This window comes from Reyranella sp., from assembly GCF_965228225.1.
Lineage (GTDB): Bacteria > Pseudomonadota > Alphaproteobacteria > Reyranellales > Reyranellaceae > Reyranella.
In genome coordinates, this window is record NZ_OZ245801.1 from 4,007,697 (window position 1) to 4,022,406 (window position 14,710).

The following is a 14,710-nucleotide window of genomic DNA, read 5'->3' on the forward strand; positions in this document are numbered from 1 at the left end:
GACCTCCTCTTCAAGATACGGCCGAAGCAGGTTCAGAAGCGATATCCGACCATTGCCAGGAAGTTCATGTTCATGTCGGACACCGTCATCGGGCTGTATTCGGCGGAGCCGGTGAGCCGGAGCAGGCGGGCGTCGGCAGAGAGAATCCAGCTCGTGCCCAGCCGGTGCCGCAGGTTGATGCCCAGACCGACATTCTTGACGCCCGACCCCGCCTGGTAAATTCCATAGCCTGAGGTGAGCGACTGCCCCGGCGTCACACCGAACCAGGTCTGCATGTAGCTCTCGTCGGCCCAGGTGGCGAACAGCCTGCCGGTGATCGTGGTACGATCCCCCAACCGGACCGGCATCTCGACCAGGCCGTCGATCAGCAGGCCGTTGTTGCCCTCGGCAAGATACTTGGTGAGCGTGGCGCCCAGCACGACAGGGCCGAGCTTGTAGTTCGCGAAGGCGCGCAATCCCATGGCAACGGGAATGTTTCCGAGCCCGTTCAAACGCTCATCACCCTGGGTGAAGACGCTGTTGCCGTCCTGGAAGCGGCCGAGATTGTAGGTGACGCCGCCGCCGATCTGCAGGCCATCCTTGCGCCAGTAAGCGTTCAGCCCCGACGTATCGAGCGAGATCATGTCATTGTAGTTGATGCTCACGAACGGCACGGGCGAGACGAAGTAGCGGTCGCTGCCTTCGAAGGTCGGCCGGAAAGCCGCCCCCGCCCCCAGCGTCACCGACCAGCTACTCGACTTGCCGTTGGCGGCGAACGGATCGTTGGCCGGCTGCCCATGGGCAGCGGGCGACAGCAGCAGGAAAGCGGCAATGAAGCCGAACACGAGGGAAAATGGCGAACGCCGGCGCACGAGGGCCGGTGAAAGGATACGCATCGATCAAACCTGCCTGGTTCGGTGAGGGGAGCCTCGACCATAGGAGCAGGCGGCATCGCGCTGTTTTAAGTGATGTTAAGAGATGTTTCCGTTGCCGATCATCGGTTCGCCGGGCAGCGTCACGCGAACGATCAGGCCGCGCGGTGCGCGGTCGAGGAGTTCGATCTCACCGCCATGGCCCCTGACGACATCCCGCGCGATGGAGAGCCCGAGGCCGAAGCCGCTGCGCGCGACGATGCTACGCGCAGCATCGCCCTTGAAGAACGGGTCGAACACCTTCTCGTGCAGCTCTGGCGGAATGCCCGGTCCATCGTCGCCGACATCGATCTCGACGCCGCGCCCATCCAGAAGACGAAGCGACACGGTGACGACGGTGCCGTGCTTGGTCGCATTGTCCACGATATTGGTTATCGCCCGCGCCAGCACGTTCGGCCGGCACCGCCAGGTCAGGTGCGGCGGCCCGTCATAGGCGACGGCATGCCCGACATCGGCGAACTCGACGCAAACCGTCTGGAGCAAGCTGGGCAGATCGATGCGCGACAGCCCTTCGGAGCGAACGTCGTGGCGCAGGTAGTTGAGCGTCTCGTCGAGCATATGCGTGATGCGCGCGATCTCGTGCAACTGCCCCTCTCGCTGCACTGGATCGGCGAGCCGTTCCGCGCGCAACCTGAGCCGCGTCAGCGGCGTGCGCAGGTCGTGACTGATGGCGGCCAGCATGCGCGTGCGGTCGTCGAGCAAGGCGCGAATGCGCGTGCGCATGTCGGTGAGCGCGTCCGCGACCTGAACGATCTCCTGGGGGCCACGGCGGCGTACGATCCGACCGTCTTGGGGCGTTCGTCCGAAGGACTGCGCGGCCGCCGCCAAAGCGGACAGCGGCGAGATGATCCAGCGCATGGCGTACATCGACAGAAGCGCCACGAAGAGCAGCACGATGATCACCACCAGGGCGGAGGGCGCCAGGACGATCGTCCAGAAGCTCAAGCCGACCACAACCTCGAACAACAGCGCATCGCGCTCGTTGAGCCTGACGGCGAGCTCGTCAGGATCGCTGCCCGGAGAAGGAACGACTTCCAGCGTTTCGACACCCCACCCCAGATGCAGCCTGCGGACCAGAATCCTGACCGGAGCTGACAAACAGCAGGGTTGCGAAGAGATTCGCAGGTCGCTCAGAGGCACGCGTCTCACCTTGATGCCGGTATCGCGGGCAGCGGCGAGGAGGGCGGCGATCTCGTCGTCGCTCTTCAATGACTGGCCAAGCCGCGTCACCGTGCCAATGTTGGTCACCAAGCCCGGCGCACTGTACCGGGGGTTCTCCTCGACGAAGAAGATGATGACGGTCATCACGATGACGGTCGACAGGATCGTGGAGATCGCCACGATGCCGGTGATCTGCCCGGTAATGCTACGCGGGATCAGGCGATCGAGGATTCGCACAGGCTTCACTGACGGGCGGGGTGAAAATGTAGCCACCGAGCCGCACCGTCTTGATGAAGGTGGGATCGCGCGGATCCGGCTCGATCTTCTGCCGGATGCGGCTGACATGGACGTCGATGCTGCGTTCGAGCGGCCCCGCCAGACGCCCGTGAGTCAACTCGACGAGCTGATCGCGCGACAGGATCCGTCCCGGATTCTGGCAGAGAGCAGCCAGCAGGTCGAACTCGACAGTCGTCATGGCAACCTGAACGTCATCGGGATTGCGCAACTGACGTGCCGCGAGGTCGAGGCGCCATCCGCAGAAGACCAGCGGTCGGGCGCGGGCATGCGTACCGTCGCGTCCCCCCTGGGCGCGCCGCAGGAGGGCCCGGATGCGGGCGATCAGCTCGCGCGAATTGAACGGCTTGGTGACGTAGTCGTCGGCGCCGATCTCGAGGCCGACGATGCGATCGACGTCGGCGCCACGCGCCGTCAGCATGATGATCGGAAGGGACGATGCCGCCCGCAGCCGGCGGCAGATGCTGAGCCCGTCCTCGCCCGGCAACATGATGTCGAGCACGACGAGGTCGACGGTCGCAGCAGCCAGCGACACCTCCATTTCCATCGCCGAGGTCACGGACAGAGCGGTGAAGCCGTTCTCCGACAGGACCTCTACCAGCATGCGCGAGATCTCCGCGTCATCCTCCACGAGCAGAATGCAGGACTTTCCGTCGGCGGGCATCGGTTGATGGGCGGATGTGATTTCGGCGACTCCGGACATCTTGCCTTTTCCCCCATATCGCGCGACGGGGTCACGGGCCGAGTTGTTTCCGTTTGTTAAGAAGGCGCGACGATAGGCAACAGACACCACCGTGGAGGCTCGGACAAGCTAGGCCGTCGCATGCATCTCGCGGAACAGCGACGGCGCCATGCCGAAGCGGCGCTCGAAGGCCTGGCCGAGCCGCGCCGAGGAGCGCAGGCCCACCCGGCCCGCGATCGTCTTGAGCGGCAGCCCCTTGGCCAGCAGGGTGCGCGCCGCGTCGAGCCGAAGCCCTTCGACGAAGTGCGCCGGCGTCTTGCCCGTTGCCTCGACGAACTTGCGATGGAAGCTGCGCTCCGAGAGGCCCGCACGAGCGGCCAGGGCCGGCACGTCGAGCGGTTCGTCGAGATGGGCCTGCATCCACTCGATCAGCCGGGCGAAGGGCGCATCGGCCTCGGTCTGCACCTGCAACAGCGGGCTGAACTGCGACTGGTAGCCCGGCCTGCGCGCATAGAGCACGAAGTGCCGCGCGATCAGGTTGGCCGTCGCCGCGCCGAGATCGGCCTCGACCAGCGCCAGCGCCATGTCGATGCCGGTCGTCACGCCGGCGGAGGTCCAGACCTTGCCATCGACGACGTACAGCGCATCGGCATCAACGGTCAGCGCCGGGAACTTCTCGGCCAGTCGCTGGCAGCTCGCCCAGTGGGTGGCCACGCGCCTGCCGTCGAGCAGTCCGGCGGCCGCCAGCACGAAGGCGCCGGTGCAGACCGACCCGAAACGCGTTGTCTGCGGCGCGGCCTTGCGCAACCAGCGCCGCACATCCTCGCGCGCCATGACGGTCTTGAGGCCGCGCGAGCCGCCGGCCACCAGCAGCGTGTCGTAACGCCCACCGATGCGGCGACTCATCAGCGCGACGCCGCAGTTCGAGGCCACGGCGCCGCCGTCGGGCGACACGATCTGCACGTCGTAGACTGGCCGGTCGCGACCCTCGTTGGCCGCGCCGAACACGGCGGCGGGGCCGGTGACATCGAGGAGCTGGCAGCCCTCATAGGCGAGGATGGCGATCCGGTGCGCTTTTGGCATTGGCAGAAATTACTATATATTTGTCATTTCTGCCAGAGACGGGATTGCGTAGGGTCAGGCCAACAGAGGAGACATTTCATGGCAGACACGGTTCACATCGGCATCCTGCTCTTTCCCGACGTCACCCAGCTCGACGCGACCGGCCCCGCCCAGGTCCTGTGCCGCGTGCCCAACGCCAAGCTTCACATGATCTGGAAGACGCTCGATCCCGTGCGGACCGACTCCGGCTTCTCGATCGTGCCGACGACCACCTTCGCCGACTGCCCGCAGCTCGACGTGATCTGCGTGCCGGGCGGCGGCGGACAGGTCGCGCTCATGACCGACGAGGAGACACTCTCTTTCCTGCGCAAGCAGGCCGAGGCCGCGCGCTACGTCACGTCGGTCTGCACCGGCTCGCTGGTGCTCGGCGCCGCGGGCCTGCTCAAGGGCTACAAGTCCGCCTGCCACTGGACCTCACGCGAATTCCTTCCGGCCTTCGGCGCCATCCCCGTCGCCGAGCGCGTCGTGCGCGACCGCAATCGCATCTCGGGCGGCGGCGTCACCGCCGGTATCGATTTCGGTCTCACCCTGGTGGCCGAACTGGCCGGCGAGGAAGTCGCCAAGTCGATCCAGCTCACGCTCGAGTACGATCCGCAGCCGCCCTTCGATTCCGGCAGCCCCGAGAAGGCCGGGCCCGAGCGCGTGCAGCGGCTGAAGGAGCGCATCCACGCCATGCTGCAGAAGCGCGAGGAGGCGAACCACGCCGCCGCCGCGCGACTCGCCTAACGCGGGGGCGCGATGAACAGGGCGGCGGCCGTCCACCGCCCCGTCTGGTCGGGCATCAGCCGCCGGCCACGAGACGCTGCAGCACGGCGTCGAGCGTCACCGTGCCCCGACGCAGGTCGCCGCCCGCCGGAAAGTCCAGGCGTCCGGCATTGATCGCCTCATCGAGATCCGCGAGCTTCGCCGCATAGTCGGCGCCGAGGCCCGCGGCCACCAACGCGGCCACCGACTGTTCGCGCGACGACGGCACCGCAGTCACCGGTTTGCCCAGCAGACGCGACAGGACCGCCGCCGCATCGAGCGCCGAACAGGGCGCCGGCCCCGCGAGATCGACGATGCGCGTCCCCGCCCGCGGATCCAGCAGCAGGTCGGCTGCGACGCGGCCGACATCCAGCGCCGACACGGCCTCGTGGCGCATGTCGAGCGCGGCCTTGCCTGAGGGCAGCACGCCCGCTTGGCGCGCCGCCGGCAGCATGCCTGCCCAGTTCTCCAGGAATTCGCCCGGCCGCAGGAACACCAGGGAGGGCGCCGCGTCGGCAAGGGCCGCTTCGAAGTCATGCAGCACCTGCACGACGCCGTTGCCCTCGCTGAGATGCGCGCCGACCGACGAGAGCGCCACGACGTGCGGCACCCCTGCCGCTCGCACTGCGGCGGCGATCGAACTTGCCATGACCCGCGATTCGGCCAGCACGTCCCGAGCCTGGTACGGCGGGACCAGCATCACGAAGGCGGCCTCAGCGCCCGCGAAGGCCGCGGCGAGGCTCTCCGCGTCCGACGCGTCGCCGCGCCGGGTCTCGACGCCGAGCCCTTGCGCGCGCACTGGATCGCGGGCCACCGCGCGTAAGGGGATGCCCCGTTGCTTCAGGGCTTCGAGCGCTGCACCACCGACCCGGCCGGTGACTCCCATGATGACGAACATTGCGACCTCCAAGGTTGTGAGGCCGCACCTAACATTCCGGTACACTTTCCATAAGTACGCACATTTTTTATACTAGGTATCAGTCATGGATTTGGAGGCGCGCGCGATGGCCGAGACCAAGGCTCCCTGGTGCCCCGTTACGGCGACGGTCGAAGTGATCGGCGGACGCTGGAAGCCTACGATCCTGTACCATCTGAAGGACCGGCCGCGACGCTTCAACGAACTGCGCCGTCTCGTTCCGGGCATCACGCAGCGCATGCTGACCCTGCAGCTGCGCGCGCTGGAGCAGCACGGAATCGTATCGCGCAAGGTGCACGACACCGTGCCGCCACACGTCGAGTATTCGTTCACGAAGAAGGGCCAGAGCCTCGGCCCCCTCCTCGATGCGATGGAGCAATGGGGCGATGCGAATCGTCCGCGCAAGCCCGGACGAGTCGAGGCGCGCTAGTTGGCGCCGGCCGTCGCGCTTTCGATGGGGATGGCCTTGCCGGCCGCCATGTCGAACTTGAGACGGCGTACATAGTCGAGATCGCGGCCCGTGACGCGCACGAAGCGGCTGCCATCGGGATAATCGATCGCGTGGATCGCCCCGACATCGTAGACGCCGGCATGGCCAGGCTCGAGGCGATAGGCCTTCACCTGCTCGAGCTTGGCGTCGCCCGCGTCGGTGCCGCCATCGACACGCTTGTACTCGCTCATGTCGGTGTATTTCACCGCCTGGCCATAGACGGCCCACGAGGCGCCATGATCGTGCGGCGGGCTCTTGTGCGGCTTGGGATTGCAGTGCGCCAGCACGACGAATCCGAGGTCCTTGTCCTCATGGAGCTTGCGGGTGCCGATCGGCGCGGCAGGTCCCACCGCCTCGTCGACGAAGGACGGGTTCGCGAGCAGCTTCTCCAGGAGCAGCCGAACCTGCTCACGACCGGCAGGACCCTCATGCGTCTTGAGCGCAGCCTGCGCGTCCTTCACGAACGTATCGAGTGTGTAAGTCATGCGGCGGCTCCCTCGATCCAATGGCAGGCGGAAATGATCCGCCTGCCTGCCGCTTCCTGTCAACGGCCGCCGAAGATGCGGCGGGCGATGACCATGCGATGCACTTCCGACGGGCCTTCATAGACGCGCATGGTGCGGACCTTCTGCGCCATGATGGACAGCGGCAGTTCCTGCGTCACGCCCATGGCGCCGAACGCCTGCTGGGCATGATCGATCACCTCGCTGGCCATCTCGGTCGCATAGACCTTGATCATCGAGGCCTCCATGCGCACGTCGCGGCCCTCGTCCTGCTTCACCGCGGCATCCATCACCATCAAGCGGCAGGCATGCAGCTTCATCGCGGCGTCGGCCACCCACCACTGGATGGCCTGGCGGTCGGCGAGCTTCTCACCGAAGGTCACGCGCTGGTTGGCATGCTCGACCAGCATGTCGAGCGCGCGCTGCGCCATGCCGACACACCACGAGCCCATCTGCAGGCGGCGGATCGTGAGGCGCATCTGCATGGGCGCAAAGCCCGCACCGATGCGGCCCAGCACCTGTGTCTCCGGCACGCGGCAATCCTCGAACACGACCTCGTAGGTCCGCTGGCCGGCCAGCATCGGGATGGCACGCGCCACGACGAGACCGGGCGTGCCCTTGTCGATCAGGAAGGCGGTGATGCCGCCGCGCGCGCCGAGGTTGGGATCGGTCACCGCCATGGCGATGGTGAAGTCGGCCTTGGCGATGCGGCTGATCCAGATCTTGCGACCGTTGATCACCCAGTCGTTGCCGTCCTTCACCGCCCGCGTCTTCATGCCGGCCGGGTCGCCGCCCGCGCCCGGCTCGGAAATGGCGATCGCCGAGCTGGTCTCGCCGGCGGCGTAGGGCTCGAGGTACTTCTTGCGCTGCTCGGGGCTCGCGGTCGCGAGCAGCATGTGGAGATTGGGGGAGTCGGGCGGGAAGGTGAAGGGCACGCAGGTGTAGCCCAGCTCCTCGTTGACGCCGACCAGCGCCACGGACGGCAGGTTGGCGCCGCCCACTTCCTCCGGCACGTCGAGCGCCCACAGGCCGAGATCCTTGCACTGCTTGAAGAGCTTGGCGTTCTCTTCGTCGGACAGCGATGCCTGCTGGCCCGTGGCGAAACGCTCCAGCACGTTCTTCTCGAGCGGCATCAGCTCGTTGCGCACGAACTTCTTCACGAGATCGCGCAGCATCTGATGTTCTTCGTTGACCTGGTACATCGCAGTTCCTCCTGATTCGACTATGTCGGTCTTCCGATACCCTTGTTCACGAAGTCGAGCGTGTAGGCCCGGGCCACGTCCAGCCCTTCCGGCAACACGTCGACGTCGATCATCGACTGATAGAACCCCCGCCAGCGCGCATCCGTCATGGCGCCGATTCCGCCCTGCAGTGCATCCCCCGACATCACGATTCCGCGTTCGTTCATCACCTTGATCGCATACTCGATACGATCATCCGTCTGTTCCGGATTGGCCCTCTTGATCAGCGCATTGGCCGCCTCGATTCCCGGCCCGCCCTCGAGATACTGCGCCCAGCCCTGGAGCGTGGCATCGACGAAGCGCTGGATCACGTCGCGCTTCCCGGTCGCCAGCTTGCGCGAGATGGCGATGGTGGTCTGGTAGGCACTGAAACCCGCATCGGCGATCAGCAGATAGGGCGGCAGGCGGCCGATGGCCTTCGAGATCGAATAGGGCTCCGAGGAAATGAAGCCCTGCTGCACGACGTTCCTGTCGGCGAGGAACGGCGCCATGTTGAAGGTATAGGGCCTGAGCTGGTCGTCGCGCAGCCCGAACTTCCTGCGGAGATAGGGCCAGTAGGTGACGCGTCCGCCGTTCCCGATCAGCAGGGTGCGCCCCTTCAGATCCTCGAAGCCGTCGAACCCGGTGTCGGGATGGCCGATCAGGACCTGCGGATCCTTCTGGAAGATCGAGGCGATGGTGAAGAAGGGCGCGTTCTCTCGCACATAGGTGAAGGCCTCGAAACTGTTCGACATGGTCATGTCGACACGGCCCGTCAGCAGCAGTTGGCCGATGTTGAGACTGGGCCCGCCCTGGCGGATCTCGCAGTCGATCCCGGCCTTTCGATAGAGACCCGCCGCCAGCGCCTGATAGTAGCCGCCATGCTCGGCCTGGGCGCGCCAGTCGGTCTGGAAGACCAGCCTGTCCAACGACTGCGCGCGGGCGGGCCGGGCGAGCGGTGCGAGCAAGCTGCCGGCGGCCAAGCCAAGGGCGGCCCGGCGATCGAGACGGTACGCGGTCATCGGGCGAGGCTCTCCCCGCGGCGGTCGAAGGCGAGCGCGACCAGCTCCCTCAGCGCCCGGTTTGAATAGTTCAGGGCCAGGACGGAAGGCAGCCAGCGCTCCCACCACGGCGTCGCCACGTCCGGCGGACTCCAGTCGACGCCGACCATCGCAAAATCGAGACCGCCCTTCGACGCGAGTTTCGCCGCGCGGGGCACGTGATAGGCCGAGGTGACGATCGCGACGCGCCCGCCCTTCACCATGTCCCGTACATTGGCGATGTTCTCGATCGTGTTGAGCGCCTTGCCTTCGGAAACGATCGCCTCGTCGGGAACGCCGAGGTCGAGCAGGAAGCGCCGCATCGCCTCGGCCTCGGTGGTGGCCGGCCCGCCCTGCCGTTCGATGAACGAGCCGCCGCTCACGATGATCTTGGGTGCCGACCCCGCACGATAGAGGCGCGCGGCCTGCCAGATGCGATCGGATCCCTCCGTCAGCTCGGGTTCGGTGGTGTGCGGCGGCGCGGCGGGCGCGATGCCTCCGCCCAGCACGACGATCGCCTCATAGCAGCAGCGCGGGCTGTCGGCCGTGAGACTGCGCGCTTTGGCTTCGAGCAGGCCCACCAGCATTCCCGATACCGGCGGAAAGGACAGGACGAGCGTCTGGAAAATCGAAAGGCCAAGAACCGTGGCAGCGAGCCGGCGCCAGCCCATCATGCGGATCGAGAGCCACAGCACGACACCGACGGCCAGCGAAGCCGGCGGCACCATCAGGGTGGCAAGGATCTTCAGGAGGATGAATGTGTTCATGCCGGCTCGCGTCGCGCTCCGGCTATACTAGAACAACGCGCGACAGGCTCGCTCAAACGAGCGCCCTGATCGCCCTGCGATGAGGGACCGCTTTGCGCAAAAAGAAGGGCGGGCCCGGCCTACGCCGGAACCCGCCCAATCTTAAAACAGGGAGGCGTTAGATCGCGTCCTTGAGATCCTTGGCGACGCGGAAAGCGACCTTCTTCGACGCCTTGATCTTGATCGCCTCGCCGGTGGCCGGGTTGCGGCCCATGCGCGCCGGACGGGCGCGGACCTGCAGAATGCCGAGACCGGTGATGCGGACCTTGGCACCCTTCTTGAGATGACGAACGACCAAGCCGACGAACTCGTCGAGAGCGCCGCTCGCGTCCTTCTTCGTCATGCCCGTCTTCTCGGCCAGCTCGGCGGCGACCTTCGAAAGGGGAATGGTGGGAACGGTGGTGGGTTTGGTAGCCATGTTGAGGGGGTCCTTACATTTTTTGGTTTCGCCAACGTCTCCTGACGCCCCAGGATCCCGTTGACGGCGCCAAGGTTATCCACGAATCGATCCCCCGCAAGTGCGGAATGCACGGAAAATGTCGATTTTTGGGGCTTTTTGGGCCATCAGAGGCAGTCATCCACAGATTGCAGAGAGCGAATAGCGTGTCGAGTCCCGCCCTGATCCCGACTTTCAGCACCGCCGTGAATACCTGGCAGTGCGACGAGAACGACCATCTGAACGTGCAGTTCTACACCGAGTTCGCCCATGAGGCCTCCGCCAACCTGCTGGCGAAGCTGGGCTTCGGACCGCGCGCCCAGCGTGCGGCCGGGGTCGTGACGCGCGCAGTCGACGACCATGTCCGCTACGTGCGCGAGTTCCGTGTCGTCGAACCGGTCGAGGTCCACTCGGCGCCGGTCGAGGTCGGCGAGCGCGAGATGGTCGCCTATCACGAGGTGCGCAACCCTGCGAAGGGCGAGGTCGCGGCCACCATTCGACGCCGCATCGTCTGCGAGCGTGCATGGCCCGCCGCGTTCCGCGCCCGTGCCGAGGCGGCGTGCATCGCCTTGCCCGAAGCCGCGAGGCCGCGCAGCGTCGGCAAGCTGTCGCTGCCCGACCTGACGCTCGCCGAGGCACCGTCGGTGGGGCTGATCGAAGTCGGCCGCACCCAGATCACGCCGGACGAATGCGACGAGCGTGGTGAGTTCCTGCCGCGTCACCAGTTCGGCCGCTATTCCGACGGCGCGCCGGTCCTGTGGAACCATCTGGGCTTCGACCGCGCCGCCATGCAGGAGCGCCAGGAAGGCTCGGTCGTCGTCGAGATGCTGAACCATTATCGCCGGCCGTTGCAGGCCGGAGACCTCGCCGTGGTGATGAGCGGACTGGCGAGCTTCTCCGACAAGGTCGTCGTCTTCACGCACTTCCTGTTCGAGGCGGAGAGCGGCACGCTTGCTGCTTGTGCCGAGGCGGTGGGCATGAAGTTCGATCAGAAGGTTCGCAAGATCATGAGCTTCACGCCCGAGGATCGCGCCCGGCTGGAAGCGTGCCGGCTCAAGCTCTGAGGTGACGGTGATGGACGAGAAGACGAAGACGGCCGCCGGCATCGCCGCCGGCCTCCAGGGCATGACCTACGACGACAAGCGGCTGGCCGAGCTGGCCGCCGAGGTCGAAATCCTGAACGATGCCGTGCGCAAGGCCGCCGCCCAGCGACTCACCTTCGACGACGATCCGGCCGCGTTCGCCAGCGTCCTGGCCAAGGCATCACGCCCGTGAGAAACGACGATCTCGCGCTCGAGGATCTCACGGCGATCGCCGACGCGATCGCGGCACGGCGCATCACCTCGGTGGAAGCGACCGAAGCCTGCCTCGCCCGCATCGAAGCGTGGCAGCCGCGCACCAACGCCTTCCTGCGGGTCTACCGGGAAAAGGCGCTGGCCCAGGCGAAGGCGATGGACGCCGAACTTGCGGCCGGCAGGAGCCGCGGGCCGCTGCATGGCGTGCCGATGGCGCACAAGGACATGTACTACCGCAAGGGTGAGCTCTCGACCGGCGGCAGCGCGATTCGTCGCGACTGGACGGCGCCGGTGACGGCGACGGTGCTGGGCAAGCTCGATGCGGCGGGCGTGGTCGAGCTGGGTTTCCTCAACATGGCGGAGTTTGCCGCCGGCCCGACCGGCCACAACGTCCATCACGGCCATTGTCGCAACCCCTGGGATGCGAGCCGCGTGACCGGCGGCAGTTCCAGCGGCTCAGGCGCCTCGGTGGCGGCACGCATGGTCTATGGCGCCCTGGGTTCCGATACGGGCGGTTCGATTCGCCTGCCGGCGGCCGCATGCGGCGTCGTCGGCATGAAGGCCACCTATGGTCGCGTGAGCCGCGCCGGCGCCGTCGCGCGTTCGTGGAGTCTCGACCATGTCGGGCCGTTGACCCGTACGGTGCGCGACAATGCCCGCATGCTTTCGGTCATCGCCGGCCACGATCCAGACGATTCGACGACCAGCGAAAAGCCGGTGCCCGACTACGAAGCGCTGCTCGACGGCGGCGTCGCCGGGCTGCGCATCGGGCTTGCTTTGCCGAAGGAAGGGCTTGCGCCGCTGGACCCGCAGATCGGCGCCGCAGTCCAGGCCGCCGCCGATGCGTTGGGCCGACTCGGCGCGAAGGTCTCGGCCGTCACCCTGCCCGACTTCACCGCGCTCTATCGCGCGGCCGAAGTGATGGTGAAATGCGAGGCGGCCGCCATGCACCGGCCGTGGATGGAGAAGACACCGGAGCTCTACGCCAACCAGGTGCGCACGCGCATGGAGGCCGGGTTCTTCATACCGGCGACGCAATACATCGACGCGCTACGGCTGCGCGCTCACTTCGTGGCGGAGTTCCTGTCGACGGCCATGGACGGAGTCGATGCCGTGCTGCTGCCGGCGATCCCCTTCCCTCTCCCCACGATCGAGGAAACGGATACGGAGACCAAGGGCGGTCCGGCGGTGCTGAAGATGGTGGCGGGCTTCACCGGCCTCACCCGTCCGTTCAACACGCTGGGCATTCCCGCGCTGTCAGTGCCGTGCGGCTTCGACTCGAACGGAGCGCCGATCGGACTGCAGCTCGTCGGCCGGCCGTTCGACGAGGCGATGCTCTACCGGATCGGTCACTCCTATCAGGGCGCGACCGACTTTCACAAGCGCGTGCCGCAATAAGAGAAAGGTCCCTCGCTAACGCTCGGGATGACAATTCTTCTGGGAGCGACGCACTGCGCCAACTCTCCCAATAATGTCATCCCGAGCGTAGCGAGGGACCTTTACTCAAACCGTCAGACCGCGAGGTTGACCGTCACGCTCTTGCGTTGCGTGAAGCTGTCGAGCATGCCCTCGAGCGAGAATTCGCGGCCGAGACCGCTCTGCTTGTAGCCGCCGTAGGACATGCCCGGCGTCTGTCCGCCACCCTGGTTGACCTGCACCCAACCCGATTCGATCGCGTGCGCGGCGCGCAGGCCCTTGCCGATATCGTGCGTCCAGACATAGGCCGCGAGACCGTAGTGGCTGTCGTTGGCCATGCGGATCGCCTCCGCCTCGTCGCTCCAGCGGATCGCCACCAGCACCGGCCCGAAGATTTCCTCGCGGGCGAGACGCCAGTCGTTCGAGCGGTCGGCGAACACGGTCGGCATGGTGAAGTAGCCTTCGCTCAGCGGGCCGGTCTTGGGCGGCAGGCCACCGAACACCAGCTTGGCGTCGGAGCGGGCCAGCCCGTCCTCCACGTACTTGCAGACCTTGCTGTACTGCTTGTTGTTGATGATGGTGCCGATGTCGCTCGCCTCGTCGAGCGGATCGCCGATCTTCAGCGCCGTGGTCTTCTTCTCGAGCTTCGCGAGGAAGCTGTCGAAGATGTCCTCATGCAGGAACATGCGCGAGCCGGCCGTGCAGCTCTGGCTCTGGCGGGTGAAGCGCATGGCGTTGATGATGCCGTCGACCGCCCAATCCTCGTCGGCATCCGGATAGACGATCGAGGGGCTCTTGCCGCCCAGTTCGAGCGACACCGGCACGATACGCTCGGCCGCGGCGCGCATGATCACCTTGCCGACCTCGGTCGAGCCGGTGAAGGAAAGCTTGCGGATCTTCGGGTGGTTGGCCAGCGGGCCGCCGCACTCCTGACCGTAGCCGGTCAGCACGTTCAGCACGCCGGGCGGCAGGAATTCCTGGCAGATGTCGGCCATCAGCAGCACCGCCATCGGCGCGTCCTCGGCCGCCTTCATCACCAGCACGTTGCCGGCGCACAGAGCCGGCGCGATCTTGAGCGCGCCCAGCATGACCGGCGCGTTCCACGGGATGATGGCGCCGACGATGCCGATCGGCTCGCGCCGCGTGTAGGAAAGCACATGCTCGCCGAGCGGCACGGTCTCGCCCTTGAGCTCCGAGCCCAGCCCGCCGAAATAGCGGAAGATATCGGCCGCCAGCTTGGCCTCGCCGCGCGCCTGGGTGCGCAGCGCGTTGCCGGTTTCGAGTGCGATGGTGCGCGCCATCTCTTCGCTGCGCGCCTCGAGCACCTCGGCGATCTTGAGCAGGATCTTGCCGCGCTCGCGCGGCACGACGTTCTTCCAGGCGGGGAAGGCCTTCTCGGCCGCCTCGACGGCGGCGTTCACATCGGCTTCGGCCGCGCGCGGCACCTCGGCGACCGCCGTGCGCTTGCCGGGATTCTCGATGGTGATGCGGGCTCCCGAGGCGCTTTCCACCCACTTGCCGCCGATCAGCATGCCCTTGGGCTTGTAGGTATTGGCCGGCTGGGCCTGGGTCTTCATTTCGGCAGTGGCGGTCGACATTGGCGGTCCTCCGGGGTCCAGAAAATCGGGCCGGAGTTTGGCCCGCAGGAGGCGTCGCTACAAGCAGAACGGACCC

The 14,710-nt window shown here is 66.5% G+C and carries 16 protein-coding genes; 5 read left to right on the plus strand and 11 right to left on the minus strand.

Annotation, left to right across the window (positions count from 1 at the left end; genetic code table 11):
- Positions 1-32: 32 nt before the first annotated feature.
- From ACO07K_RS19450 to ACO07K_RS19465, 4 genes are all read right to left on the minus strand, one after another.
- On the minus strand, positions 33-875 hold the full coding sequence (locus tag ACO07K_RS19450) for a MipA/OmpV family protein (RefSeq protein ID WP_422030715.1): 843 nt from the start codon (positions 873-875) through the stop codon (positions 33-35).
- Between the two features lie 75 nt (positions 876-950).
- The gene (locus ACO07K_RS19455) at positions 951-2,309 is read right to left on the minus strand and encodes a sensor histidine kinase (RefSeq protein WP_422030717.1); all 1,359 of its coding nucleotides are present in this window, start codon (positions 2,307-2,309) and stop codon (positions 951-953) included.
- Positions 2,278-3,030: a response regulator gene (locus ACO07K_RS19460; protein ID WP_422036680.1), complete on the minus strand. Its 753-nt coding sequence runs from the start codon at positions 3,028-3,030 to the stop codon at positions 2,278-2,280. The genes ACO07K_RS19455 and ACO07K_RS19460 overlap by 32 nt, the downstream gene beginning before the upstream one ends.
- A 147-nt stretch (positions 3,031-3,177) precedes the next feature.
- Positions 3,178-4,131, minus strand: a complete 954-nt coding sequence (locus tag ACO07K_RS19465) for a GlxA family transcriptional regulator (RefSeq protein ID WP_422030719.1) — start codon at positions 4,129-4,131, stop codon at positions 3,178-3,180.
- A gap of 78 nt (positions 4,132-4,209) precedes the next feature.
- Here ACO07K_RS19465 and ACO07K_RS19470 point away from each other — a divergent pair, with 78 nt between their 5' ends.
- Complete coding sequence (locus tag ACO07K_RS19470) at positions 4,210-4,896, plus strand: DJ-1/PfpI family protein (protein ID WP_422030721.1); 687 nt, start codon at positions 4,210-4,212, stop codon at positions 4,894-4,896.
- 55 nt (positions 4,897-4,951) lie between these two features.
- On the opposite strand, the gene ACO07K_RS19475 is transcribed toward ACO07K_RS19470, so the two are convergent.
- Positions 4,952-5,812, minus strand: a complete 861-nt coding sequence (locus tag ACO07K_RS19475; RefSeq protein ID WP_422030723.1) for an NAD(P)H-binding protein — start codon at positions 5,810-5,812, stop codon at positions 4,952-4,954.
- 106 nt (positions 5,813-5,918) lie between these two features.
- On the opposite strand from ACO07K_RS19475, the gene ACO07K_RS19480 reads away from it, so the two are divergent.
- Positions 5,919-6,260 carry a winged helix-turn-helix transcriptional regulator gene (locus ACO07K_RS19480; protein WP_422030725.1) on the plus strand — a complete coding sequence of 114 codons (342 nt, stop codon included), beginning with the start codon at positions 5,919-5,921 and terminating at the stop codon, positions 6,258-6,260.
- Here ACO07K_RS19480 and ACO07K_RS19485 read toward each other — a convergent pair.
- The 5 genes from ACO07K_RS19485 to ACO07K_RS19505 all read right to left on the minus strand — a co-directional run bounded on the left by ACO07K_RS19485 (position 6,257) and on the right by ACO07K_RS19505 (position 10,307).
- On the minus strand, positions 6,257-6,805 hold the full coding sequence (locus ACO07K_RS19485; protein WP_422030727.1) for a hypothetical protein: 549 nt from the start codon (positions 6,803-6,805) through the stop codon (positions 6,257-6,259). The two genes, ACO07K_RS19480 and ACO07K_RS19485, sit on opposite strands and share 4 nt — an antisense overlap.
- 59 nt (positions 6,806-6,864) lie before the next feature.
- Entirely contained in the window at positions 6,865-8,025 is a 1,161-nt protein-coding gene (locus ACO07K_RS19490) for an acyl-CoA dehydrogenase family protein (RefSeq protein ID WP_422030729.1), read from the minus strand.
- Between the two features lie 20 nt (positions 8,026-8,045).
- The gene (locus ACO07K_RS19495; protein ID WP_422030731.1) at positions 8,046-9,065 is read right to left on the minus strand and encodes an ABC transporter substrate-binding protein; all 1,020 of its coding nucleotides are present in this window, start codon (positions 9,063-9,065) and stop codon (positions 8,046-8,048) included.
- A complete protein-coding gene (locus ACO07K_RS19500) occupies positions 9,062-9,850 on the minus strand; it encodes a YdcF family protein (protein ID WP_422030733.1) in 789 nt (262 codons plus the stop codon). The genes ACO07K_RS19495 and ACO07K_RS19500 overlap by 4 nt, the downstream gene beginning before the upstream one ends.
- A 157-nt stretch (positions 9,851-10,007) precedes the next feature.
- On the minus strand, positions 10,008-10,307 hold the full coding sequence (locus ACO07K_RS19505; protein ID WP_298309615.1) for an HU family DNA-binding protein: 300 nt from the start codon (positions 10,305-10,307) through the stop codon (positions 10,008-10,010).
- A gap of 185 nt (positions 10,308-10,492) precedes the next feature.
- On the opposite strand from ACO07K_RS19505, the gene ACO07K_RS19510 reads away from it, so the two are divergent.
- The 3 genes from ACO07K_RS19510 to ACO07K_RS19520 are packed head-to-tail and all read left to right on the plus strand — an operon-like array spanning position 10,493 to position 13,018.
- Positions 10,493-11,389, plus strand: a complete 897-nt coding sequence (locus ACO07K_RS19510; protein ID WP_422030735.1) for an acyl-CoA thioesterase — start codon at positions 10,493-10,495, stop codon at positions 11,387-11,389.
- 10 nt (positions 11,390-11,399) lie between these two features.
- Positions 11,400-11,600: a hypothetical protein gene (locus tag ACO07K_RS19515; RefSeq protein ID WP_422030737.1), complete on the plus strand. Its 201-nt coding sequence runs from the start codon at positions 11,400-11,402 to the stop codon at positions 11,598-11,600.
- Positions 11,597-13,018 (plus strand): amidase, encoded by a 1,422-nt coding sequence (locus ACO07K_RS19520; RefSeq protein ID WP_422030739.1) that lies wholly within the window; start codon positions 11,597-11,599, stop codon positions 13,016-13,018. The genes ACO07K_RS19515 and ACO07K_RS19520 overlap by 4 nt, the downstream gene beginning before the upstream one ends.
- Before the next feature lie 113 nt (positions 13,019-13,131).
- Here the strand turns inward: ACO07K_RS19520 and ACO07K_RS19525 are convergent, their stop codons facing one another.
- Positions 13,132-14,634: an aldehyde dehydrogenase family protein gene (locus tag ACO07K_RS19525; RefSeq protein ID WP_298309611.1), complete on the minus strand. Its 1,503-nt coding sequence runs from the start codon at positions 14,632-14,634 to the stop codon at positions 13,132-13,134.
- Between the last annotated feature and the right edge of the window lie 76 nt (positions 14,635-14,710).

Bases quoted from the DNA above. Each gene is read 5' to 3' on its own strand.
- ACO07K_RS19475 (WP_422030723.1), bottom strand. From the start codon at position 5,812: ATGTTCGTCATCATGGGAGTCACCGGCCGGGTCGGTGGTGCAGCGCTC.
- ACO07K_RS19515 (WP_422030737.1), top strand. From the start codon at position 11,400: ATGGACGAGAAGACGAAGACGGCCGCCGGCATCGCCGCCGGCCTCCAG.
- ACO07K_RS19505 (WP_298309615.1), bottom strand. From the start codon at position 10,307: ATGGCTACCAAACCCACCACCGTTCCCACCATTCCCCTTTCGAAGGTC.
- ACO07K_RS19450 (WP_422030715.1), bottom strand. From the start codon at position 875: ATGCGTATCCTTTCACCGGCCCTCGTGCGCCGGCGTTCGCCATTTTCC.
- ACO07K_RS19470 (WP_422030721.1), top strand. From the start codon at position 4,210: ATGGCAGACACGGTTCACATCGGCATCCTGCTCTTTCCCGACGTCACC.
- ACO07K_RS19460 (WP_422036680.1), bottom strand. From the start codon at position 3,030: ATGCCCGCCGACGGAAAGTCCTGCATTCTGCTCGTGGAGGATGACGCG.
- ACO07K_RS19465 (WP_422030719.1), bottom strand. From the start codon at position 4,131: ATGCCAAAAGCGCACCGGATCGCCATCCTCGCCTATGAGGGCTGCCAG.
- ACO07K_RS19490 (WP_422030729.1), bottom strand. From the start codon at position 8,025: ATGTACCAGGTCAACGAAGAACATCAGATGCTGCGCGATCTCGTGAAG.
- ACO07K_RS19480 (WP_422030725.1), top strand. From the start codon at position 5,919: ATGGCCGAGACCAAGGCTCCCTGGTGCCCCGTTACGGCGACGGTCGAA.
- ACO07K_RS19495 (WP_422030731.1), bottom strand. From the start codon at position 9,065: ATGACCGCGTACCGTCTCGATCGCCGGGCCGCCCTTGGCTTGGCCGCC.
- ACO07K_RS19500 (WP_422030733.1), bottom strand. From the start codon at position 9,850: ATGAACACATTCATCCTCCTGAAGATCCTTGCCACCCTGATGGTGCCG.
- ACO07K_RS19525 (WP_298309611.1), bottom strand. From the start codon at position 14,634: ATGTCGACCGCCACTGCCGAAATGAAGACCCAGGCCCAGCCGGCCAAT.
- ACO07K_RS19485 (WP_422030727.1), bottom strand. From the start codon at position 6,805: ATGACTTACACACTCGATACGTTCGTGAAGGACGCGCAGGCTGCGCTC.